Below are 23,749 nucleotides of genomic sequence, written 5' to 3'. Positions count from 1 at the left end.
GATATTGCTGATACAACCTCTCTACCTACAATCTCGCAGTTAACCTGAGGCCAGTTTCCTCTTTGATTTTCGTTGAATTTTATTTTATAAAAAGAAATGCTCCTCCAAGACGGAAGAGCATCTTTTATTGTGATTTTGATTCGGTTTCTACAGACTCTGGGTGGAGTTCTTGGTAACTTGGAGCTTTGAAGAGGTCAGTACTGGTCTTACCTTGTCGTTGGCTAAAGAGACTGGTTGATTGACTACCTTTTTCCTGCTCAATCTTTTGCAGAATTGGTAAAGAATTGAGGTAAGAAATACTTTCAGTATCAACTGTTCCAAGATGATCTTTTTGGTAGAAACGGATCAAATCGCCAGTTTGAATTTGGTCACTGATTTTCAGTTGTTGACTGGCTGCCTGACGAACAATTTCTAGTTCAGTCTGAGCTTGTTCATCAAGATTGCTGATTTCAAGACCACTCTCAGTATAGTAGGTTCGGCCGTCATAGCTGGTGTATTTAGGTGTGACGAAGGAATTGGCAGTTCGAAAGGCAACGATTTCTTGATGGTCTGGAGACAGAAGGTCTTGTCCGACTTGAAGGAAGGAATTGGACTCAATACCAAGGAGGTGTTCGAGAGTCGGTAAGATATCGATTTGTCCACCGTAGGTATTGATGATTTGCCCCTTTTCATAGCCAGGCATGACTACCATAAAAGGCACTCGTTGCAACATGGCATTGTCGTAATTCGACCAGTTCTCAGAAGTCTTGCCAATCAATGGCGCCAGGTCAGGATTGCGGGAGTTAGAAATTCCATAATGGTCTCCGTAGATGACGATGATGGATTTTTCATAGAGGCCACTTTCTTTGAGATAGTCAAAGAAGGCCTTGATAGCACTGTCCAGATAGTTGGCTGTTTGGAAATAGCCATTGATAGTTTCATCTTTGGTTTTGGCCAAGGGGAAACCAAGCTCATCGCCAGTCAGATTGCTAGCATAAGGATAGTGATTGGACACCGTGATATACTTAGCATAAAAAGGTTGCTGTAAATGCTCCAGATACTGAATAGAATCTTTCATCATGATTTTATCATTTAAACCATATTGGAAAGAATTGCTACTGTCTTGCTTAGTAAAATAGGATGCGTCAAAGAAGTATTGGTAGCCCCATTGTTTGTAGGTCGTATTCCGGTTCCAGAAGGTCCCAATATTACCATGAAAGACTGCACTTGATTGGTAGCCATTTTTTGATAGGATAAAAGGCGCAGCCTGCTGGGTATTGGTACCTCCATAGTTGACCATGAAGGAACCTTGGTCAAGTCCAAACAAACCAGTCTCCAGCATGGTTTCCGCATCTGAGGTCTTACCAGCCTTGACTTGGTTAAAGATATTCGAAAAGGCTAGGGTTGATTGCGAATGGTAGAGTGAATTTAGGAAGGGAGTGACTTCATGCTCAGTTCCATCTATGTTGAGTTTATAGTCAAGCAGGAACTGTTGGAAACTCTCCAAGTGGAGATAAATCACATTTTTTCCTTTGGCCAAGCCAAAATAGTCTGGATTAGGCTTAGCCGAATGTTCTTGAATATAATCTGTAATAGGTTGAAGGTCGGTCTCAGAGGCCTTAGCACGTTCTTTGTTGGCGCTATAGGATTGGTTGGCACTATAGCCTAAAAAGGCTGGCAAACTAAGGGCACGAACAACATAATAATTAGAAAATCCTCGTGATAGGAGATCGGGACGCTCAATTTCAGCCAAGAAAAGATTAGCTGAAAAGAGCAGGGCTGAGAAAGCAGTGATAGCAACACTGGAGCGGAATTTGAAAGGTCTCCTATCCAGCTGGATGAATTTTTTATAGAAAAGGAAAGCTAGCAATGGGAAATCCATAAAATAGATGAAATCCCAAGGACGCAGTAACTCTAGTTCTGCAGTGCCGACAGACACCTTGCTGACCACCTTCATGGTATTGGCCGTGATAAAGTCACTAAATTCTCGATAGTAAAAGACATTGGAATAGAGCCAAATGAATAAAAGGCTATAAATAGCTATACTCAGACCATAAAAGATCTTGGTTGAGCGAGCATAGAGGGCTAGAGCCAGCAGGAGTAGTCCTAGAGGAAGGGGGTTGAAAAAGGCGATAAAGGCAAGGTAATTTCCCTGCAACTTACCTACTTGAATATCTAAATTAAAGTCAACGGCATAGGCTAATAAGGTTTTGAGCCAATAGAGGATTAAAAGGGTTAGGACAAAACCCAGTCTGGTACCGATGGCTTTTTGGATTTTGTTAAAATTGCTTTTCACACATTTACTTCCTAATTTTTTATTAGTATTAGTATACCATTTTTTAAAAGAAGAGTAAAAAAGCAAGGGTAGTTTCTTTTTTGAGAATTGGCTAAAAGTTTGATATAATGGTAGTTATGAATAGAATAAGAGTTAGCAAAAGGGTTGAAAAGAAGCTCGCCAAAGGTCTGGTTTTACTAGAAGCCAGTGATCTTGAGAATGTCAATCTTAAGGATCAGGAAGTAGAAGTGCAGAGTCAAGAAGGAACCTTTCTTGGGACTGCCTACCTTTCGCAGCAAAACAAGGGCTTGGGCTGGTTTGTTAGTAAGGACAAGGTGGCCTTCAATCAAGCTTTCTTTGAAACGCTGTTTAGACAAGCTAAAGAAAAGAGAAGTGCCTATTATCAAGATGATTTGACAACTGCCTTTCGTCTCTTCAACCAAGAGGGGGATGGCTTTGGGGGTCTGACAGTGGACCTTTATGGCGACTATGCTGTCTTTTCTTGGTATAACTCTTATGTTTATCAGATTTGTCAGACCATCTCAGAAGCTTTTAGACAGATTTTTCCTGAGGTGTTAGGAGCCTATGAGAAGATTCGCTTTAAAGGATTGGACTATGAATCTGCCCATGTTTATGGTCAAGAAGCACCTGACTTTTTCACTGTTCTGGAAAATGGTGTCTTGTATCAAGTTTTTATGAATGATGGCTTGATGACAGGGATTTTCCTAGACCAGCACGAGGTTCGAGGGAGTCTGGTTGACGGATTGGCTATGGGCAAATCCTTGCTCAATATGTTTTCCTACACAGCAGCCTTTTCAGTATCTGCGGCCATGGGAGGAGCAAGCCAGACTACTTCGGTTGACCTAGCCAAACGTTCACGAGAATTGTCTCAAGCGCATTTTCAGGCAAATGGAATCAGTACAGACGACCACCGTTTTGTGGTCATGGATGTCTTTGAATATTTCAAGTATGCCAAGCGAAAAGGCTTGACCTACGATGTGATTGTCCTAGATCCGCCTAGCTTTGCTCGGAACAAAAAACAAACTTTCTCTGTGGCCAAGGATTATCACAAGTTGATTTCCCAGAGTCTTGAGATTTTAAATCCTGGAGGGATTATCATTGCCAGTACCAATGCCGCCAATGTTTCCCGCCAAAAATTTACAGAACAAATTGATAAAGGCTTTGCAGGAAGAAGTTACCAGATTTTAAATAAATACGGTCTTCCAGCAGATTTTGCCTATAATAAAAAAGATGAAAGTAGTAATTACCTCAAGGTGATTAGTATGAAGGTTAGTAAATGAAATTAATCGTTTCAGTAATGCCAAGAAGTTTAGAGGAGGCTCAGGCTCTGGATGCCACAAGGTACCTGGATGCCGACATCATTGAATGGCGTGCCGACTATCTGCCTAAAGAAGCGATTTTGCAGGTGGCTCCAGCTATTTTTGAAAAATTCGCAGGCCGTGAGCTGGTTTTCACGCTGCGAACTTGCGCTGAGGGGGGAGAAATCGACCTTTCTCCAGAAGAGTATATCCATCTAATCAAGGAAGTTGCGCAACTCTATCAACCAGACTATATTGATTTTGAGTACTATAGCTATAAGGATGTTTTTGAGGAAATGCTGGACTTCCCAAATCTTGTTTTGAGTTACCATAATTTCCAAGAAACACCTGAAAACATGATGGAGATCTTGTCAGAGTTGACGAGCCTAAATCCAAAACTTGTTAAGGTTGCGGTTATGGCTCACACGGAGCAGGATGTGCTAGACCTGATGAACTATACACGAGGCTTTAAAACCCTCAATCCTGAGCAGGAATATGTAACTATTTCTATGGGTAAGGTGGGCAAGGTCTCTCGTATTACTGCGGATGTGACTGGTTCTAGCTGGTCTTTTGCCAGTCTGGATGAGGCTAGTGCCCCTGGTCAGATTTCTCTAGCCAACATGAAAAAAATCAGGGAGATTTTGGATGAAGCTTGATGGCTATACACGTTTAGCTGCAGTTGTTGCCAATCCTATTAAACATTCTATTTCCCCTTTTATTCACAATAGTGCCTTTGAGGCGACAGCTACCAATGGTGCTTACGTGGCTTGGGAGATTGAAGCGAGTGACTTGGTAGAAACAGTGGCTAATATTCGTCGCTACCAGATGTTTGGCATCAACCTGTCCATGCCCTATAAGGAGCAAGTGATTCCTTATTTGGATGGGCTGAGCGATGAAGCACGCTTGATTGGTGCGGTTAATACGGTTGTCAATGAGAATGGCAATTTAATTGGATATAATACAGATGGCAAGGGATTTTTTAAGAGCTTGCCTTCTTTTACAATTTCAGGTAAAAGGATGACCCTGCTGGGTGCAGGTGGTGCGGCTAAGTCCATTCTGGCACAAGCTATTTTGGATGGTATCAGTCAGATTTCTGTCTTTGTTCGTTCAGTTTCTATGGAAAAAACAAGACCTTATCTAGACAAGTTACAGGAGCAGACAGGCTTTAAGGTGGACCTGTATGCTTTAGAAGATGTTCCTGAACTGCAAGCAAGGATTGCCGAGTCGGATTTACTGGTCAATGCCACCAGTGTGGGCATGGATGGTCAATCATCTCCAGTTCCTGAATACATTGTCCTACCAGAAACTCTTTTAGTAGCAGATATCATTTACCAACCCTTTGAAACACCATTTTTGAAATGGGCCAGAAGTCAGGGTAATTCAGCCGTCAATGGTCTGGGAATGTTGCTCTATCAAGCTGCAGAAGCTTTTCAACTGTGGACAGGCAAGGAAATGCCAACAGAAGAGATTTGGCAGTCCTTAACAGAAAAATACCAATAAAGAAAGGGAGATTCTCCTATGAAAATCAGAATCGATATTCCTCATCATCCTTATGATATTCAGATTGAAAAAGGCTGTCTGGCTCAGGCTGGTCAATGGTTGCGAGAACTCTGGCAACCTCAAAAAGTGGTCATTGTAACAGACAACCATGTAGCTTCTCTTTATGCAGAGAAGGTCAAGCTCAGCCTAGAAGATGCTGGTTTTCAGGTAGCTGTTTTTGACTTTTTAGAAGGGGAAGAAAGAAAGAATTTAACCACTGTTCAGAAAGTCTATGAATTTCTAGTTAAGCAGGACCTGACTCGTAGCGATGGAATCGTGGCTCTTGGTGGTGGTGTCGTTGGGGATTTGGCTGGTTTTGTGGCCTCTACCTATATGCGGGGCATTCACTTTGTTCAGATTCCGACCAGCTTGACAGCTCAGGTGGATTCTTCTATCGGCGGAAAGACAGGTGTCAACACTCCATTTGCTAAGAATATGGTGGGTACCTTTGCCCAACCAGATGGGGTTCTGATTGATCCACTTGTCCTTGAAACGCTTGGAAAAAGAGAGTTGATTGAAGGGATGGGGGAGGTCATCAAGTATGGCCTGATTGAGGATCCAGAACTTTGGGCTCTCTTGACAGAGCTGGATGGTTCTGTTGAGAGCATTCTGGAACATGCAGAGACCTTGATTGAACATTCTTGTCAGGTTAAGCGAAAGATGGTGGTTGAGGATGAGTTAGACAATGGTGTTCGTCTTTACCTCAATTTTGGCCACACTATTGGCCATGCCATTGAAGCGACTGCCGGTTATGGAAAGATCATGCATGGAGAAGCTGTGGCAATGGGAATGGTGCAGATTTCCAAGGTTGCTGAGGAAAAAGGCCTTATGCCAGCTGGCATTACCCAGTCCATTACAGATATGTGTCAGAAATTTGGACTACCTATCGACTATGAAAACTGGGATGTTGATAAGCTTTATCAAGCTTTGAGTCATGACAAAAAAGCGCGTGGCAATACCTTGAAATTGGTCTTGGTGCCAGAGCTTGGTTCAGCGACCATTCACCCAGTTTCTTTGGAAGAGATGAAAGACTATTTGGTAAAATAAGGAGAGTGTATGAGATATTTAACTGCAGGAGAATCACACGGGCCCCGTCTGACAGCTATCATTGAAGGAATTCCAGCTGGACTTCCTTTGATAGCTAAGGATATCAATGGGGACCTTAAACGCCGTCAGGGTGGCTATGGTCGTGGTGGTCGTATGAAGATTGAGAGCGACCAAGTTGTCTTTACTTCGGGTGTTCGCCATGGGAAGACGACAGGGGCTCCTATTACCATGGATGTCGTCAATAAGGACCACCAAAAATGGCTGGATATTATGTCTGCGGAAGACATTGAAGATCGCCTTAAAAGTAAACGAAAAATCACCCATCCTCGCCCAGGTCATGCCGACTTAGTTGGGGGTATCAAGTACCGCTTTGATGATTTGCGAAATTCTTTAGAACGTTCATCAGCTCGTGAAACCACCATGCGGGTGGCAGTTGGGGCAGTAGCTAAACGCCTCTTGGCTGAGCTGGATATGGAGATTGCCAACCATGTCGTGGTCTTTGGTGGCAAGGAAATCGATGTTCCTGAAAATCTAACAGTCGCTGAGATTAAGGAACGAGCTGCCCAGTCCGAAGTTTCTATTGTCAACCAAGAAAGAGAACAGGAAATCAAGGATTATATTGACCAAATCAAACGTGACGGTGATACCATAGGTGGGGTTGTGGAGACAGTCGTTGGAGGTGTTCCAGTTGGTCTTGGTTCCTATGTCCAATGGGACAGAAAATTAGATGCAAGATTGGCCCAAGCTGTTGTCTCTATCAATGCCTTTAAAGGGGTGGAATTTGGTCTTGGCTTTGAAGCTGGTTATCGTAAAGGCAGCCAAGTTATGGACGAAATTCTCTGGTCTAAAGAAGATGGTTATACTCGCCGTACCAACAATCTGGGTGGCTTTGAAGGTGGTATGACCAATGGGCAACCCATTGTTGTTCGTGGTGTCATGAAACCAATTCCTACTCTCTACAAACCACTTATGAGTGTGGATATCGAAACCCATGAACCCTACAAGGCAACTGTGGAGAGAAGTGATCCGACTGCTCTTCCAGCTGCAGGTGTGGTCATGGAAGCCGTTGTGGCAACGGTTCTGGCACAAGAAATCCTCGAAAAATTCTCATCAGATAATCTTGAGGAACTAAAAGAAGCAGTAGCCAAACATCGAGACTATACAAAGAACTATTAAGGAGTTCCTATGGCAAAAACAATCTATATCGCAGGCCTTGGTCTGATTGGTGCCTCTATGGCACTCGGTATCAAACGCGATCATCCAGATTATAAAATTTTAGGTTATAATCGCAGTCAAGCTTCGAGGGATATCGCCTTGAAAGAAGGCATGATTGACCGTGCAACAGATGATTTTGCCAGTTTTGCTCCTTTGGCAGATATCATCATTCTCAGCTTGCCAATAAAGCAAACCATTTCCTTTATTAAGGAGTTGGCCAACTTGGACTTGAAAGAAGGCGTTATTATTTCAGATGCTGGTTCGACCAAGTCAGCCATTGTGGATGCGGCGGAGCAATATTTGGCTGGCAAACCTGTTCGCTTTGTCGGGGCTCATCCCATGGCTGGTAGTCACAAGACAGGGGCTGCTTCTGCGGATGTCAATCTTTTTGAAAACGCCTATTATATCTTTACACCTTCGAGCCTGACAAGTCAGGACACACTTGAGGAAATGAGGGACCTGCTTTCAGGTCTTCATGCTCGTTTTATCGAGATTGATGCCAAGGAGCATGATCGTGTGACTTCTCAGATTAGCCATTTTCCTCATATTTTGGCTTCTAGTCTCATGGAGCAGACTGCGGTCTATGCTCAAGAGCATGAGATGGCAAGGCGCTTTGTGGCAGGTGGTTTTCGAGATATGACCCGAATTGCGGAAAGCGAACCAGGTATGTGGACCTCCATTCTCTTGTCCAATCGTGAGACTATTCTAGACCGCATTGAGGATTTCAAGGAACGGTTGGAAGCGATTGGGCAAGCCATCAGCAAGGGAGATGAAGAGCAAATCTGGAACTTTTTCAATCAAGCGCGTGAGCAACGTCAGGCCATGGAAATCCATAAGCGTGGTGGAGTGGATAGCTCTTATGATCTCTATGTCGATGTTCCCGATGAAGAAGATGTTATCTTGAGGATTTTGGAATTGCTACGTGGAACTTCCTTGGTCAATATTCATATCAACGAGGAAAACCGTGAAGATATTCACGGGATTCTACAAATTTCATTTAAAAATGCTCAAGACTTGGAAAGAGCTGAGCATTTAATAACAGAAAACACTGACTACACAGTCGTTATCAAATAAGGAGAAAATCATGTCAAATATTTACGATAGTGCAAACGAACTCAGTCGCGGTCTACGCGAATTACCAGAATATAAGGCTGTTAAAGCAGCTAAAGATGCGATTGCAGCAGATGCTGAGGCAAGCAAAATCTTTACAGAATATGTTGCCTTTCAAGAGGAAATTCAAAAACTAGCACAGACAGGGCAAATGCCAGATGCTTCCTTCCAATCGAAAATGGAAGGCTTTGGCAAGCAGATTCAGGGGAATAGCCTCTTATCAGAATTCTTTACCAAGCAACAACAATTGGCAATTTACCTTTCTGACATTGAAAAAATTGTTTTCGAACCAGTTTCAGAATTGCTAAAATAAGAAAATAACAATCCTAAAGTCAGGAATTTTTAAGGAATTTCTGGCTTTTTATGATAAAATAGGTAAAAGTATTGCAAGTATGAGGTCCAGTATGAAACTAAAAACAAACATTCGCCACTTACATGGCAGTATCCGCGTTCCAGGTGACAAGTCTATCAGTCACCGTTCCATTATCTTTGGAAGTTTGGCTGAGGGTGAGACAAAGGTTTATGATATTTTGCGTGGCGAGGACGTGCTCTCAACTATTCAAGTTTTTCGTGACCTTGGTGTTGAGATTGAGGATAAAGATGGGGTTATTACCATTCAAGGTGTCGGTATGGACGGGCTAAAAGCTCCGCAAAATGCCCTTGATATGGGAAATTCTGGCACCTCTATTCGCCTGATTTCAGGTGTCCTTGCTGGTGCAGATTTTGAAGTAGAGATGTTTGGCGATGACAGTCTTTCCAAACGTCCTATGGACCGTGTGACGATTCCACTGAAAAAAATGGGCGTCAGCATTTCGGGACAAACTGAGCGAGACCTGCCTCCTCTTCATTTAAAGGGGACTAAAAACCTAAGACCTATTCATTATGAGTTACCGATTGCCTCTGCTCAAGTGAAGTCATCCTTGATGTTTGCAGCCTTGCAGGCTCAGGGGGAGTCTGTTATTATCGAAAAAGAGTGTACCCGTAATCATACTGAAGATATGCTGCAACAATTTGGTGGTCATTTAAGTGTGGACGGTAAGAAAATCACAGTCCAAGGACCACAAAAATTGACAGGACAAAAGGTGGTTGTTCCAGGAGATATTTCCAGTGCAGCCTTTTGGCTAGTCGCAGGTTTGATTGTTCCGAATTCTCGTCTAGTGCTGAAGAATGTTGGTATTAACGAAACGCGTACAGGTATCATTGATGTCATTCGCGCCATGGGTGGAAAATTGGAAATAACTGAAATCAATCCAGTCGCTAAATCTGCTACCTTAACTGTTGAGTCTTCTAACTTAAAAGGAACAGAGATTGGTGGCGCTTTGATTCCACGTTTAATTGATGAATTGCCAATTATCGCTCTTCTGGCGACCCAGGCCCAAGGTGTAACAGTTATCAAGGATGCTGAGGAGCTCAAGGTTAAGGAAACAGACCGCATTCAGGTTGTGGCAGACGCTTTAAATAGTATGGGAGCAGATATTACTCCGACGGTAGATGGAATGATTATCAAAGGAAAATCAGCCCTTCACGGTGCTAGAGTCAATACGTTTGGTGACCACCGTATCGGCATGATGACAGCTATCGCAGCCCTCTTGGTTGCAGATGGAGAAGTGGAACTTGATCGTGCTGAAGCTATCAATACCAGCTATCCTAGCTTCTTTGATGATTTGGAGAGCTTGATTCATGGCTAAGGTATTACTCGGATTTATGGGGGCTGGCAAATCGACTATTGCAAGAGGCTTGGACCCTAATTACCTTGATATGGATGCCCTGATTGAGAAGCGCTTAGGCATGTCTATTGCGGAATTTTTCTCGGAAAAGGGAGAAGCGGCCTTTCGTCAGATAGAATCAGAAGTCCTAGCTGATTTACTACAAAGAGACCAAGTCGTGTCAACTGGTGGAGGAGTGGTCGTTTCTCAACGAAATCGTGACTTACTCAAGACCAATTCTGATAATATCTATCTGAAAGCTGATTTTGAAACCCTCTACCAACGTATCGCAGCTGATAAGGAAAATCAGCGCCCGCTTTTTCTAAAGAATAGCAATGAAGAACTAGCAGCTATTTTCCAAGAAAGACAGGCTTGGTATGAGGAAGTAGCCAGTCGGGTTTTGGATGTGACCGAGTTAAGCCCAGAGGAAATTATAGAGGAACTGAGATGAAAATTGCTTATCTAGGTCCCAAGGGATCATTTTCACACCACGTTGTGCAGACAGCTTTTCCTCAGGAGGAATTGCAGGCCTTTGCCAATATTACAGATGTCATCAAGGCCTATGAGCAAGGCTTGGTGGACTATTCTGTGGTGCCAGTTGAAAATTCTATTGAGGGTAGTGTTCATGAAACCTTGGACTACCTTTTTCATCAGGCTCGCATTCAAGCAGTAGCAGAAATCGTTCAGCCTATTCATCAGCAGTTGATGGTGGTTCCAGGCCATACTAAGATTGAAAAGATTTTTTCACATCCACAGGCCTTGGCTCAAGGAAAGAAATTCATCGATGAACAGTATCCAGATGCTCAAATTGAGGTGACAGCTAGTACAGCTTATGCGGCCCGCTTTATTTCCGAACATCCAGACCAGCCCTTTGCAGCAATTGCACCTAGAAGTTCTGCTGAAGAATATGGCTTGGAACTGATTGCCGAGGATATTCAGGAAATGGAAGCCAATTTCACACGTTTTTGGGTTCTAGGAGCTGAAAAGCCTCGTATTCCCTTAAAAGCACAAACTGAAAAAATGAGTTTGGCCTTGACCTTACCTGACAACCTTCCAGGTGCACTTTATAAGGCTCTTTCGACCTTTGCTTGGAGAGGAATTGACCTGACAAAAATTGAAAGTCGTCCACTCAAGACAGCACTGGGCGAATACTTTTTCATTATTGATGTGGACTATGCTGATAAGGACTTGGTTCACTTTGCCCAAAAAGAATTAGAAGCGATTGGAATCCAGTATAAAATTCTGGGTGCCTATCCTATTTATCCAATATCAGACCATGGAAAGGAGAGAAGATGAGTAAAGAAAATCCCTTAAGCCACCACGAGCAGTTACGCTATGACTATCTTCTTAAGAATATTCACTATCTCAATGAGCGAGAAAAAGAAGAGTTTGCTTACCTGCAAGGTAAATTAAATGGGGAGAGTAGCGAGACTTTTTCAGAAAGTCAGAAATTGGCAGAGGATTATAGAAAGCCAAGTGCTAACACTTCGATTCCTTCTTATAATAGCCGTAGTCGTTCTGAGAGATACCAGAAAATCAATTCTCTTCCAAAGAAAAAAACTAAAAGCCGGAAGCTACGGTGGGGCCGTATTTTCGCAGGTTTACTGGCTATCTTAGCTTGTCTGGCGTTGGGTATGATTTTTATGTTCTTAAAAGGTTATACCAATGCTAATCCAGATAAAACTACCAATGCCCGGGCAGCTCAAGTAGAAGTCTTTAATGGTCAGAATACCAGAGATGGTGTTAATATTTTGATTATGGGTACAGATGGGCGAATTGGTCAAAATAGTGCTGAGACGCGAACGGACTCTATTATGGTATTAAATGTTGGCGGTTCGGATAAGAAAATTAAGCTGGTCAGCTTCATGCGTGACAATTTGGTTTATATAGACGGTTACAGTCAAGTGATTAACGGTAGAAAACAGACGGATAACAAGTTAAACGTAGCCTATGAGTTAGGAGAACAAGAGGGGCAAAAAGGGGCAGAAATGGTTCGTCAAGTCTTGAAAGATAATTTTGACTTGGACATTAAATACTATGCCTTGGTCGATTTTCAGGCCTTTGCTACAGCGATTGACACACTTTTCCCTGATGGGGTGACAATTGATGCTCAATTTTCAACATTGAATGGGCGCCAACTAACAGAAGCTACAGTCGGAGATGATTTACACGCTACTGAGACTGAGTCTCCAACCCAAACCATCAAAGTCGGAAAACAGCAGATGAATGGCTCGACCTTGCTCAATTATGCTCGTTTCCGTGATGATGATGAGGCGGATTATGGCCGTACCAAAAGACAGCAACAAGTACTGACAGCAGTTCTTCAGCAAATCAAAGATCCAACCAAGCTCTTTACAGGCTCAGAGGCACTTGGCAAGGTATTCGCAATGACCTCAACGAATGTTCCTTATACCTTCCTGTTAACAAATGGCTTGTCTTTCCTAGACGGAGCTCAAAATGGTATTGAAAAATTGACGATTCCAGAACTGGGTGACTGGGTAGATGCCTATGATGTTTATGGAGGCTTGGGCTTGCTTGTCGATCAAAACAAATATCAGAATAAATTGTCTCAGATGGGCTTGAGATAAGATAAGACAGAAGAATCAAAGTTTGATAGCTATTTAGATAGCAGTCAGGCTTTGATTTTTTACAGTCTGCAATAGATTTTCACCCCCTATTTGTGTTATAATGGAACGATACGATAGAAAGAATAATGAACAATATGACTGATTTAAAAGCAATTCAGGCTCGTAGTCTGGAGATGGCTGAATATTTTGTGGGCTTTTGCAAGGAACATGATTTACTTTGTTATCTCTGTGGAGGAGGTGCTATTGGTGCCCTTCGAAACAAGGGCTTTATTCCTTGGGATGACGACCTAGACTTTTTTATGCCTCGTAAGGATTATGAGAAATTAGCAGAATTATGGCCTCGTTATGCAGATGAGCGTTATTTCTTGTCAAAGAGTAACAAGGATTTTGTAGACCGCAATCTTTTTATTACCATTCGTGACAAGGAAACTACCTGTATCAAACCTTACCAGCAGGATTTGAATTTACCACATGGTCTGGCCTTGGATGTGTTGCCTTTGGATTATTATCCGAAAAATCCAGCTGAGAGAAAGAAACAGGTTCGCTGGGCCTTGATTTATTCACTCTTTTGTGCCCAAACTATTCCAGAAAAGCATGGTGCACTTATGAAATGGGGAAGTCGCATTTTACTGGGGTTGACTCCAAAATCTCTCCGTTATCGTATTTGGAAAAAAGCTGAGAAAGAAATGACCAAGTATAGTCTGGATGAGAGCGATGGCATCACAGAATTATGCTCAGGTCCTGGCTACATGAGAAACAAGTACCCAATCGCATCTTTTGAAGACAATCTTTTCTTACCATTTGAAGGAACAGAGATGCCTATTCCAGTTGGCTACGATGCCTATCTCAGCACAGCTTTTGGGGATTATATGACTCCTCCGCCAGCAGACAAGCAAGTACCGCATCATGATGCTGTCATCGCTGATATGGATAAGTCTTATACAGAATACAAGGGAGAATATGGAGCATGATGGGAGAAAAAATAAGCGTTATCGTTCCAGTCTACAATGTAGAAGCCTACCTGGAGCGATGTGTGGAGTCAATTCTTCATCAGACTTATACTAATTTTGAACTAATCCTAATAAATGATGGATCTACTGATTCCAGTGGACAAATCTGTGATCATTTAGCATATCAGTATGAAAATATCAAGGTTTACCATATCGAAAATGCTGGTGTTTCTAATGCCAGAAATATTGGAATTCAGCTAGCGACGGGTGTTTGGATAACTTTTGTTGATAGTGATGATTTCGTCACCAAGGATTACCTAGCTACTTTAGCTAGTGCAGTTGAGGGAGGAAATGTAGGTTTTGTGATTGCTCCTCTACATCATATCAAAAATGGAATAGTGACAGATTTACCCCCGTATTCTGGTAGAAAAGAACTTTGGTCAACAGAAGAAACCATGAAAGAATTACTGATGACCACTAAGACATCATTCTTTCCAGTCGCAAAACTATTTAAGAGAGACCTGCTGGTAGATGAGAAATTTAATACAGACTACCATCTAGCTGAAGATGCCTTATTTTTAACTGAATTGCTACTAAAGACAAGATGCAGTAGCGTATTTATTGACAAACCAATTTATTATTATGATCATCGTGAGGGAAGTGCGACAACATCTGTTAATCGGTATGTATTTGATACGATAGAAGTTTATAAGAACATTATTGCCCAAGTATCACAAGTATTTCCTAATTTAAAATATGAATTAAAAAATAGAGAATGTTGGTCATATATCACAGTCTACGATAAAATCATATTTACTTCATCTGAGCAGTATCAAAAGGAGAAAGTCGAACTAAGAACTTGGATTATTCAGCATCGACACGAAATATGGAAGGATACTTATTTCACCACATTTCGTAAGATAGCTGTCCTGTCACTTGTCTTTTCTCCATGGATATATAAAAAAATTGTTGGATTAAGAAACTAATATTATGAGAAGGAGTTGAAAATGAATTTTCCAATAATGAATGAATACTTTGAAAAATCAAAACTATGGGTTTCATATCTGTTTGTTTTTATTTCGATTTTAAGTATGAGTTCACTAGTTTATAAGATAGCCAATCCTCTTTATAAGGGATTATCAGCAATTGTATTGTTTTATATTTGCTATACATTATTGTTTAAGTGGAAAAAAATCATAGTGGATCGTAAATTTCTGTCCTTATTTGGTCTATTGGCTGGAAGTCATCTGTTATCAGCTATTTTCAATCGCTCTGGACATTTGATTGGAAATGTGATCGAGATCCTCTTTATGGTAACCTATATTTTATTATTTACCATGTTAGAATCAGGTCAATTAAAGAAATTATTTGATTGGATTTCTTACACTATTCAAATTATTTCTTTTTCTTCTGCTATATTTGCATTTACATTATTAGTAAGTAAAGTACTTATCCTATTTAAAATTGGACAGCAATCTTATTACTATGGTGTTATGAATGGGCGTTTGTGGGGAATTGTTAATCCCAATGCTAGTGCAATTTTTTCATATATTAGCATTGTTTTGGCTATGTATTTGATTCATAAAGGAAACAAATACTCTGTTTATCTAAAACTGAATAATGTGATTCAATTAGTTTACTTTGCAACCATGCAAAGTAGGGGTGCTTTATTATCTTTAGTGTTAATGATTGGGTTTTATAGTTTCTTTATTAACAGGGGCAAGTTAGCTAAGCGATTTCTAATCTTTATTGTTTCTGCTTTACTTGTTTCTGCTACTAACATCGGATTGAGTTATGTAACTTCTATTTACATATCTTCGGGGAAAGCGACTGTATTAGACTTAAATAAAGGACAATCTTATGCAGAAACAGATTCTTCAGTTATAAAAAAAACAGGCGAACTTCATCTAATAGAAACAACACCTAGTGGTAGAACTTATATTTGGAAAAATGCTATAAAAATGGGAAGTGCAAAACCAATTTTTGGTTATGGTGTACGGAATGTTCCAGATTATTACACAAAATATTTCAGTAAATTCGAAATTCAAAATTCTCTTATTGGTGGAAATTTCCATAACATTTTGGTAACGATATTTGTTAGTTCTGGAATTTTAGGTTTAGTATCCTTTCTCCTTATACTAGGATATATAATGAAACGTTTTTTGACTTATTTGATTGTTTCCAAAAAGAACTCTGAAAAGTTGATTATGATTCTTTTCTTTGGCATCTTGTTCGGTCAATTATTTGAAAGTCAGATTATGTATTCAACTAACTTTATCAATATTATCTTTTGGTTGATCATTGGTTATGGATTAGTTATTTGTAAACGTGATGAAGGTATTCGTTATCAGGAAGTAACTGATATTAGAGAGATTCAACAGATGGAACTAGGAATCATGGAATATATTCATGAAGTTTGTCAGAAAATTGGTGTCAAATATTTCCTAGCTTATGGCAGTCTTATCGGTGCGGTTCGTCACAAAGGTTTTATTCCTTGGGATGATGACATGGATATCTGTATGTTACGAGAAGATTATGAAAAGTTGCAAGACTATCTTATCGCTAACCCTGATGAACGTTACGAAGTGATGTCTTATAAAAATAATCTCAACTATGTTTATCCCTTTATGAAAGTTCAGGATAATCAAACTTATTTACTAGAAGAAGATGTTCGAATTGATTCCAATATGGGAATTTATGTAGATATTTTCCCTGTAGATGGTTACGAGGATGACTCGGTTTTTAAAGATAAAATGACGAGACTTATAAAAAAACGTCAATTAAGCTGTTATACATTTAAAGGGATTACCAATACTAAAAGTCTATTAAATTCTTTAATTCGCTATATATCGGTCATTATCTTCTATTTCACAAATACGAATAAGTATATTAGAGGCATTGATGATCTTGCTCAATCTAGAAAAGTAGATGATTACGAGTTGGTTGACTATCTTATTTATAAAGATATGAATAAACCAGTCTGGAAGCGAGAGTGGTTGAAACAAACTATTACGGGTGTATTCGAAGGTAAGGAATTTATGATTCCAAAAAACTATCATGAAATTCTGACCTCGGACTACGGAGATTACACGCAACTGCCACCAGTTGAGCTAAGGTTCTCTCATCATGATTTTCAATTGTGGAAGATTATTAAGGTATCCCAATGATGTCATTGAAATGAAGAAGCCATTAACTCGATGTAAAAAGATTAGGAGTGAATAATAGATGTCAGAGAAAATTTTGACTCTTGAAGAAATTAAACAAATTGAATTAGATATTTTAAACTATTTGCATAAATTGTGTGAGGAGCATGAAATCAAGTATTTTATTGATTTTGGAACCTTGCTAGGAGCTGTACGCCATAAAGGTTTTATTCCTTGGGATGATGATACCGACATTTCTTTGGCTCGAGATGAATTTGAAAAGCTCTATGAGATATTAAAAAATGAAAAACATCCCTACTACAGATTAATTTCATATAGAGAAACAAAAGGCTACCCTTATACATATATGAGAGTTTATGATGTGAGGACAAGAAGAGATGCTAATCTTTTAGATAAGTCGGTTGTTCTAGGTACTTGTGTTGATATTTTCCCATACGATGGGGTTGTTACAGATGAACGTGATAGAAAAAAGATGAGGCTTTATAAACAATTTATTCGACTTTCGTCTCTGAATTTTAAAGGAGTCAAAATAGATAATGGAGGTGTCAAAAATTTACCACGTTATTTTGCATCTACAATTTTTAGACTGACTTCTCCACAGAAATGGAATGAAAAATTAGAGAAGTTAGCTTTGCAATATGATGTTGAGCAGGCTACAGATCTTGCATGTACTACCTATGACTCTTACTATCCAAGTGGAATTAAGAAAGAGTGGTTATATGATACAATTGAAATGCCATATGAGAATATTCTTGTGAAGGTTCCTAGAAAATTCCATGAGATTTTAGTTTACGAGTTTGGTGAAGACTATATGACTCCTCCACCTATTGAAAATCAAAATCCAGGAACTGATAAAAATTACTGGATTGATTAATTTATGAGCAAGTTGCTTTGATTTGATAATTCGATAAAATAAATCACCTACCTATCTACTGGAATATTCCTTGTTTTAGATAGGTAGGTGATTTTTTTAATTTCTTTTAATCTTAGCAATAGCAAGATTGAGTGCATAATGGAATGTTTTATCTTTTGTGATAAAAAGTATCAAGAGATAGTAGATTCCACAGGTTGCAACAGTCGAGAGAACCATGAGTATCATATTGAGGTTGACTATATAAGAGTTGATTTGGAAAAGGAATTTAAACGCAAAATAGATCGGAATGAATCCGAGCGATACAATAGTATAGCGTGTTAAAGTAGTAAAGATTTCTTTTAAGTCAAGCAGATGATGTTTCTTGATAAAGTAAATTTCCAGTAGAACAACTACAGTTTCTGCAATAATAGTAGTAGCAATGTAATACTCTGGTGCGAAAATATTATTGAAATACAAGAGACTGTTGAGTAGGATATTAGCGCCGCCACCAATAAAGTAAAAGACTGTTAAACGATTTTCGTGGTCGTTGATGAAGATAATTTGTTTACCAAGGATTAACTCAATGGCCCAAATGATAGTCCGAAAAGCGAAGACACTAGTCACAATACCAGCTTCAAGGTATTTTTCAGAAGAATAGATGACTGCAGCGTAGTTCCCTAATACCATAATCCCAATACTGGTTGGAATGATAAGGAAATAAAAGAGGGCGGCTCCTTGGTTTAGAAGATTTTTATAAGATTCGTAGTCTTTCTTACCGAGATAGTAGCCGAGACGTGGAATACTAACGTTGATAGCTCCACTCAAGACACTGGCAATCAACATGACGATGCTGGAAGCAATGGTATAATAAGAAATATAGTTTTCATCAGGCCCTTTGGTGATAAACATTCTATCAAGTAAGGTATAGAGCATGTTGGCGTTTGCTAGGAGAAGCATAGTCAAGAGCGGTTTCGATGCTTTGACTAATTCGACAAGACCAATCTTAACAAAGGAAACTTCTCTCTTGATCCAAAGAAAACTGAGTAGATAGTTGAGAATTGTCGTTGCACTCATGATGATTGCATAAGGTACGATATCATTTGGAGTTTTTACAAAGGTGAAGATAGCGACCAACATGGCAATACGAATAACCAATGTTTTGTATAAGATGAATGCATAATTTTCATAAGCTTCATTCATCCACTCGATATAAAGGAATTGGAAGAGAGCCTGGACACCAAGTATATAGTAGAGTTCTTTCAAATTTTCAATACTATTATCCAGATAAATAAATAGGAAATAGATACTTGTTGTTAGAACAGATGTGATAATGGAGATATAGAATAACTTAGAGAAAACATAATTGATTTTATTTTTATCATCCTTGACCTTACTGATAGCTCGAATTCCGTAGTTATAGATTCCAAATGCGGCTAAAGGAATGACAAAGCTAGCCCAGGTATTGGCGGTATTGAAATAACCGTAATTGGATTTGCTGAGAATCCGAGTCAGATAAGGATTGGTTATCAGCGGAAAAACGATATTGAGAACATTGACTAGTAAGCTAGCCAGTGCATTAACTTTTATATTTTTCATTGTACTTTCTTTCTTGTATTGTAAAATGGTCTCTAGTATTATATCACATTCTCGCTCCATTCTTTTGATAAAATCGTAAAAATCTAGTATAATAGATAGAACTGAAAGTATGAGGTTACTAGCAATGAAAATGAAACAAATTAGTGATACAACTTTGAAAATCACGATGTCTTTAGAGGATTTGATGGATCGTGGCATGGAGATTGCTGACTTTCTCGTTCCTCAAGAAAAAACAGAAGAGTTCTTTTATGCTATCTTGGATGAGTTAGAGATGCCTGATAGCTTTCTAGATACAGGCATGTTGAGCTTCCGTGTGACTCCAAAACCTGATAAGGTAGATGTCTTTGTGACCAAGTCTAAGATTGATCAAAATCTAGATTTTGAAGACTTATCGGATTTACCAGATATGGAAGAATTGGCTCAAATGTCGCCGGATGAGTTTATTAAAACTTTAGAAAAAAGCATCGCAGACAAAACCAAAGATGATATCGAAGCCATTCAATCTCTAGAGCAAGTCGAAGCCAAGGAAGAAGAGCAGGAACAGGTTGAACAAGAAGCTGAAAGCAAGAAAGAGCCGTACATATACTACATCCTTTCTTTTGAAAAATTAGCTGACTTAGTTGCTTTTGCCCAGACAGTGACTTTTGAGATGGAAACTTCTGAACTTTACAAGATGAATGGGCGCTATTATTTGACCATTTTAGTAGATATAGAAAATCATCCAAGTCCATATCCAGCTTGGCTGTTGGCCCGTATGCGCGAGTTTGCGGACGATAGTGATATCAGTCGTTCAGTCTTGCAGGAGTATGGTCAAGTCTTGATGAATCACGATGCGGTGATTAATCTGCAAAAGATTGGATAATCATTTCTGGAAAGCTATTTCTAGATTTTAAGAAGAGCGAATCATCAGATTCGTTTTTTCTTTTCTAGACTGAAATAGTGATTTACTATAATAGGAATTTTCACAAAATTCTGTTATAATGGCTATATTAGAAAATTTCGAGGAGACAAACATGACAGTTAAAATTGCTTTACTAGGATTTGGTACCGTTGCAAGTGGTGTGCCTTTCCTCCTAAAGGAAAATGGAGAAAAAATCAATCAATCAGCACATTCAGAGATTGAAGTTGCCAAGGTATTGGTCAAGGATGAAGATGAAAAGAATCGCTTGCTTGCAGCAGGGAATGACTTTAACTTTGTAACCAATGTGGATGACATTTTGTCAGACCAAGATATTACCATCGTAGTGGAATTGATGGGACGTATCGAACCTGCTAAGACCTTTATCACTCGTGCCTTGGAGGCTGGAAAACACGTTGTTACTGCTAACAAGGACCTTTTGGCTGTCCATGGTGCGGAATTGTTAGAAATCGCTCAAGCTAACAAGGTAGCACTTTACTACGAAGCAGCAGTAGCTGGTGGGATTCCAATTCTTCGTACTTTAGCAAATTCCTTGGCTTCTGATAAAATCACGCGCGTGCTTGGAGTAGTCAACGGAACTTCCAACTTCATGATGACCAAGATGGTGGAAGAAGGCTGGTCTTACGATGATGCTCTTGCAGAAGCGCAAAGACTTGGTTTTGCAGAAAGTGATCCGACAAATGACGTGGATGGGATTGATGCAGCCTACAAGATGGTTATTTTGAGTCAATTTGCCTTTGGCATGAAGGTCGCTTTTGACGACGTGGCCCACAAGGGAATCCGCAATATCACACCAGAAGACGTAGCTGTAGCTCAAGAGCTTGGTTATGTAGTGAAATTGGTTGGTTCTATCGAGGAAACTCCTTCAGGTATTGCTGCAGAAGTAACTCCAACCTTCCTACCTAAAGCACACCCACTTGCCAGTGTGAATGGCGTAATGAACGCTGTTTTTGTAGAATCTATTGGTATTGGTGAGTCTATGTACTACGGACCAGGTGCGGGTCAAAAACCAACTGCAACAAGTGTGGTGGCGGATATTGTCCGTATCGTTCGTCGCTTGAATGATGGTACCATTGGCAAAGACTTCAACGAATATAGCCGTGACTTGGTCTTGGCTAATCCAGAGGATGTCAAAGCAAATTACTACTTCTCAATCTTGGCTCCAGACTCAAAAGGTCAGGTCTTGAAATTGGCTGAAATCTTCAACGCTCAAGATATTTCCTTCAAGCAAATCCTCCAAGATGGCAAAGAGGGGGATAAGGCGCGTGTCGTGATCATTACACACAAGATTAATAAAGCCCAGCTTGAAAATGTCTCAGCTGAATTGAAAAAGGTTTCAGAATTCGACCTCTTGAATACCTTCAAGGTGCTAGGAGAATAAAATGAAGATTATTGTACCTGCAACCAGTGCCAATATCGGGCCAGGTTTTGACTCGGTCGGTGTAGCTGTAACCAAGTATCTTCAAATAGAGGTCTGTGAAGAACGAGATGAGTGGTTGATTGAACACCAGATTGGCAAATGGATTCCACATGATGAGCGTAATCTCTTGCTCAAAATCGCTTTGCAAATTGTACCAGATTTACAACCAAGACGTTTGAAAATGACTAGTGATGTTCCCTTAGCGCGTGGTTTGGGTTCTTCCAGTTCTGTTATTGTTGCTGGGATTGAACTAGCCAACCAACTGGGAAATCTCAACTTATCTGACTATGAAAAATTGCAGTTAGCGACTAAGATTGAAGGACACCCTGATAATGTGGCTCCAGCCATTTATGGTAATCTCGTTATTGCAAGCTCCGTTGATGGGCAAGTTTCTGCTATCGTAGCAGACTTCCCAGAGTGTGATTTTCTAGCCTATATTCCAAACTATGAATTGCGTACTCGAGACAGCCGTGGCGTCTTGCCTAAGAAATTGTCTTACAAGGAAGCTGTTACGGCTAGTTCTATCGCCAATGTGGCGGTTGCAGCCTTGTTGGCAGGAGACATGGTGACCGCTGGGCAAGCAATCGAGGGAGACCTCTTCCACGAACGCTATCGTCAGGACTTGGTGAGAGAATTTGCGACGATTAAGCAAGTGGCCAAAGAAAATGGTGCCTATGCAACCTATCTTTCTGGTGCCGGGCCGACAGTTATGGTCTTGGCTTCTCATGATAAGATGCCAACGATTAAGGCCGAATTGGAAAAGCAACCCTTCAAAGGTAAACTGCATGACTTGAAGGTTGATACCCAAGGTGTCCGTGTCGAAGTAAAATAAAGAATAGAAGATAGGATGGGGAAACTCTCGACCAGAGGGCTTCCTATCCTTTTTTTGAAAAGAAGTTTATACTCAATGAAAATCAAAGAGCAAACTAGGAAGCTAGCCGCAGGTTGCTCAAAGCACTGCTTTGAGGTTGTAGATAAGACTGACGAAGTCAGCTCAAAACAGTGTTTTGAGGTTGTTGATAGAACTGAGAAGTCAGTAACCATACCTACGGTAAGGCGACGCTGACGTGGTTTGAAGAGATTTTCGAAGAGTATTAGTTAAAAACTTGATAAAGGAGAAATAAAGATGGCAGAAATTTATCTAGCAGGTGGTTGTTTTTGGGGCTTAGAGGAGTATTTTTCACGTATTTCTGGAGTGCTAGCAACCAGTGTTGGCTACGCTAATGGGCAAGTCGAAACGACCAATTATCAGCTGCTTAAGGAAACAGACCATGCAGAAACGGTTCAAGTGATTTACGATGAGAAGGCAGTGTCACTCAGAGAGATTTTACTTTATTATTTCCGTGTTATTGATCCATTATCAGTCAATCAACAAGGGAATGACCGTGGACGTCAGTATCAGACCGGTATATATTACCAGGATGAAGCAGACTTGCCAGCTATCTACACAGTGGTGCAGGAGCAGGAGCGCATGCTTGGTCGAAAGATTGCAGTAGAGGTGGAGAAACTTCGTCACTATATTTTAGCTGAAGATTACCACCAAGACTATCTCAAGAAAAATCCTTCAGGTTACTGTCATATCGATGTGACCGATGCTGATAAGCCATTGATTGATGCCTCTAACTATGAAAAGCCTAGTCAAGAGGTGTTAAAGGGCAGTTTATCTGAAGAATCCTATCGTGTTACCCAAGAAGCTGCTACAGAGGCTCCATTTACCAATGCCTATGACCAAACCTTTGAAGAAGGGATTTATGTAGATATTACGACAGGTGAGCCACTCTTTTTTGCCAAGGATAAGTTTGCCTCAGGTTGTGGTTGGCCAAGTTTTAGCCGTCCGATTTCTAAGGAATTGATTCATTATTACAAGGATATGAGCCATGGAATGGAGCGAATCGAGGTTCGTTCTCGGTCGGGGAATGCTCACTTGGGTCATGTTTTTACAGATGGGCCTCGGGAGTTAGGTGGACTTCGTTACTGTATCAATTCGGCATCCTTGAGTTTTGTATCCAAGGATGAGATGGAAGAGGAAGGATATGGCTATCTACTGCCTTACTTAAACAAATAAAACA

The 23,749-nt window shown here is 40.3% G+C and carries 21 protein-coding genes; 19 read left to right on the top strand and 2 right to left on the bottom strand.

Going from position 1 to position 23,749, the window contains the following annotated elements; genetic code table 11:
• Positions 1 to 124: 124 nt before the first annotated feature.
• Positions 125 to 2,275 (bottom strand): LTA synthase family protein, encoded by a 2,151-nt coding sequence (locus O3636_RS03920; protein ID WP_371641822.1) that lies wholly within the window; start codon positions 2,273 to 2,275, stop codon positions 125 to 127.
• A 116-nt stretch (positions 2,276 to 2,391) separates the two neighbouring features.
• On the opposite strand from O3636_RS03920, the gene O3636_RS03915 reads away from it, so the two are divergent.
• The 15 genes from O3636_RS03915 to O3636_RS03845 all read left to right on the top strand — a co-directional run bounded on the left by O3636_RS03915 (position 2,392) and on the right by O3636_RS03845 (position 17,766).
• On the top strand, positions 2,392 to 3,555 hold the full coding sequence (locus O3636_RS03915; protein WP_371641820.1) for a class I SAM-dependent rRNA methyltransferase: 1,164 nt from the start codon (positions 2,392 to 2,394) through the stop codon (positions 3,553 to 3,555).
• Complete coding sequence (gene aroD, locus O3636_RS03910) at positions 3,552 to 4,229, top strand: type I 3-dehydroquinate dehydratase (RefSeq protein WP_153192552.1); 678 nt, start codon at positions 3,552 to 3,554, stop codon at positions 4,227 to 4,229. Before O3636_RS03915 ends, aroD begins: the two co-directional genes overlap by 4 nt.
• A complete protein-coding gene (locus tag O3636_RS03905; protein WP_153192550.1) occupies positions 4,219 to 5,073 on the top strand; it encodes a shikimate dehydrogenase in 855 nt (284 codons plus the stop codon). Before aroD ends, O3636_RS03905 begins: the two co-directional genes overlap by 11 nt.
• Before the next feature lie 18 nt (positions 5,074 to 5,091).
• Positions 5,092 to 6,159, top strand: coding sequence for a 3-dehydroquinate synthase (gene aroB, locus O3636_RS03900; protein ID WP_371641817.1), 1,068 nt, complete (start codon positions 5,092 to 5,094; stop codon positions 6,157 to 6,159).
• Between the two features lie 9 nt (positions 6,160 to 6,168).
• Positions 6,169 to 7,335, top strand: a complete 1,167-nt coding sequence (gene aroC / locus O3636_RS03895) for a chorismate synthase (RefSeq protein ID WP_371641815.1) — start codon at positions 6,169 to 6,171, stop codon at positions 7,333 to 7,335.
• Between the two features lie 9 nt (positions 7,336 to 7,344).
• Positions 7,345 to 8,448, top strand: coding sequence for a prephenate dehydrogenase (locus O3636_RS03890; protein WP_001140496.1), 1,104 nt, complete (start codon positions 7,345 to 7,347; stop codon positions 8,446 to 8,448).
• Positions 8,449 to 8,458: 10 nt separating this feature from the next.
• Positions 8,459 to 8,797, top strand: a complete 339-nt coding sequence (locus O3636_RS03885; protein WP_000065968.1) for a YlbF/YmcA family competence regulator — start codon at positions 8,459 to 8,461, stop codon at positions 8,795 to 8,797.
• Positions 8,798 to 8,888: 91 nt separating this feature from the next.
• A complete protein-coding gene (gene aroA, locus O3636_RS03880; RefSeq protein WP_004236106.1) occupies positions 8,889 to 10,172 on the top strand; it encodes a 3-phosphoshikimate 1-carboxyvinyltransferase in 1,284 nt (427 codons plus the stop codon).
• A complete protein-coding gene (locus tag O3636_RS03875; protein ID WP_371641812.1) occupies positions 10,165 to 10,641 on the top strand; it encodes a shikimate kinase in 477 nt (158 codons plus the stop codon). Before aroA ends, O3636_RS03875 begins: the two co-directional genes overlap by 8 nt.
• Positions 10,638 to 11,486, top strand: coding sequence for a prephenate dehydratase (gene pheA, locus O3636_RS03870; protein WP_371641810.1), 849 nt, complete (start codon positions 10,638 to 10,640; stop codon positions 11,484 to 11,486). Before O3636_RS03875 ends, pheA begins: the two co-directional genes overlap by 4 nt.
• A complete protein-coding gene (locus O3636_RS03865) occupies positions 11,483 to 12,778 on the top strand; it encodes an LCP family protein (protein ID WP_261012621.1) in 1,296 nt (431 codons plus the stop codon). Before pheA ends, O3636_RS03865 begins: the two co-directional genes overlap by 4 nt.
• A gap of 125 nt (positions 12,779 to 12,903) precedes the next feature.
• On the top strand, positions 12,904 to 13,749 hold the full coding sequence (locus O3636_RS03860; RefSeq protein ID WP_371641808.1) for a phosphorylcholine transferase LicD: 846 nt from the start codon (positions 12,904 to 12,906) through the stop codon (positions 13,747 to 13,749).
• Positions 13,746 to 14,714 carry a glycosyltransferase family 2 protein gene (locus O3636_RS03855; protein WP_219966799.1) on the top strand — a complete coding sequence of 323 codons (969 nt, stop codon included), beginning with the start codon at positions 13,746 to 13,748 and terminating at the stop codon, positions 14,712 to 14,714. The genes O3636_RS03860 and O3636_RS03855 overlap by 4 nt, the downstream gene beginning before the upstream one ends.
• 21 nt (positions 14,715 to 14,735) lie before the next feature.
• Positions 14,736 to 16,895, top strand: coding sequence for a LicD family protein (locus O3636_RS03850; protein WP_219966798.1), 2,160 nt, complete (start codon positions 14,736 to 14,738; stop codon positions 16,893 to 16,895).
• Between the two features lie 58 nt (positions 16,896 to 16,953).
• Positions 16,954 to 17,766 carry a phosphorylcholine transferase LicD gene (locus O3636_RS03845; RefSeq protein ID WP_219966797.1) on the top strand — a complete coding sequence of 271 codons (813 nt, stop codon included), beginning with the start codon at positions 16,954 to 16,956 and terminating at the stop codon, positions 17,764 to 17,766.
• A gap of 96 nt (positions 17,767 to 17,862) precedes the next feature.
• On the opposite strand, the gene O3636_RS03840 is transcribed toward O3636_RS03845, so the two are convergent.
• The gene (locus tag O3636_RS03840; protein WP_219966796.1) at positions 17,863 to 19,341 is read right to left on the bottom strand and encodes an oligosaccharide flippase family protein; all 1,479 of its coding nucleotides are present in this window, start codon (positions 19,339 to 19,341) and stop codon (positions 17,863 to 17,865) included.
• A 124-nt stretch (positions 19,342 to 19,465) separates the two neighbouring features.
• On the opposite strand from O3636_RS03840, the gene mecA reads away from it, so the two are divergent.
• The 4 genes from mecA (at position 19,466) to msrB (ending at position 23,745) form a co-directional block, all read left to right on the top strand.
• On the top strand, positions 19,466 to 20,203 hold the full coding sequence (mecA, locus tag O3636_RS03835) for an adaptor protein MecA (protein ID WP_261024358.1): 738 nt from the start codon (positions 19,466 to 19,468) through the stop codon (positions 20,201 to 20,203).
• Positions 20,204 to 20,354: 151 nt separating this feature from the next.
• A complete protein-coding gene (locus tag O3636_RS03830; protein ID WP_033688560.1) occupies positions 20,355 to 21,641 on the top strand; it encodes a homoserine dehydrogenase in 1,287 nt (428 codons plus the stop codon).
• Position 21,642: 1 nt separating this feature from the next.
• Positions 21,643 to 22,512 (top strand): homoserine kinase, encoded by an 870-nt coding sequence (thrB, locus tag O3636_RS03825; protein ID WP_371641805.1) that lies wholly within the window; start codon positions 21,643 to 21,645, stop codon positions 22,510 to 22,512.
• Positions 22,513 to 22,806: 294 nt separating this feature from the next.
• Positions 22,807 to 23,745, top strand: a complete 939-nt coding sequence (gene msrB / locus O3636_RS03820) for a peptide-methionine (R)-S-oxide reductase MsrB (protein WP_371641803.1) — start codon at positions 22,807 to 22,809, stop codon at positions 23,743 to 23,745.
• Positions 23,746 to 23,749: the final 4 nt, after the last annotated feature.

The sequence above is a fragment of the Streptococcus sp. 27098_8_76 genome (genome assembly GCF_041432315.1).
Classification (GTDB): Bacteria; Bacillota; Bacilli; order Lactobacillales; family Streptococcaceae; genus Streptococcus.
This window is presented reverse-complemented; position numbering and strand designations above follow the sequence as displayed.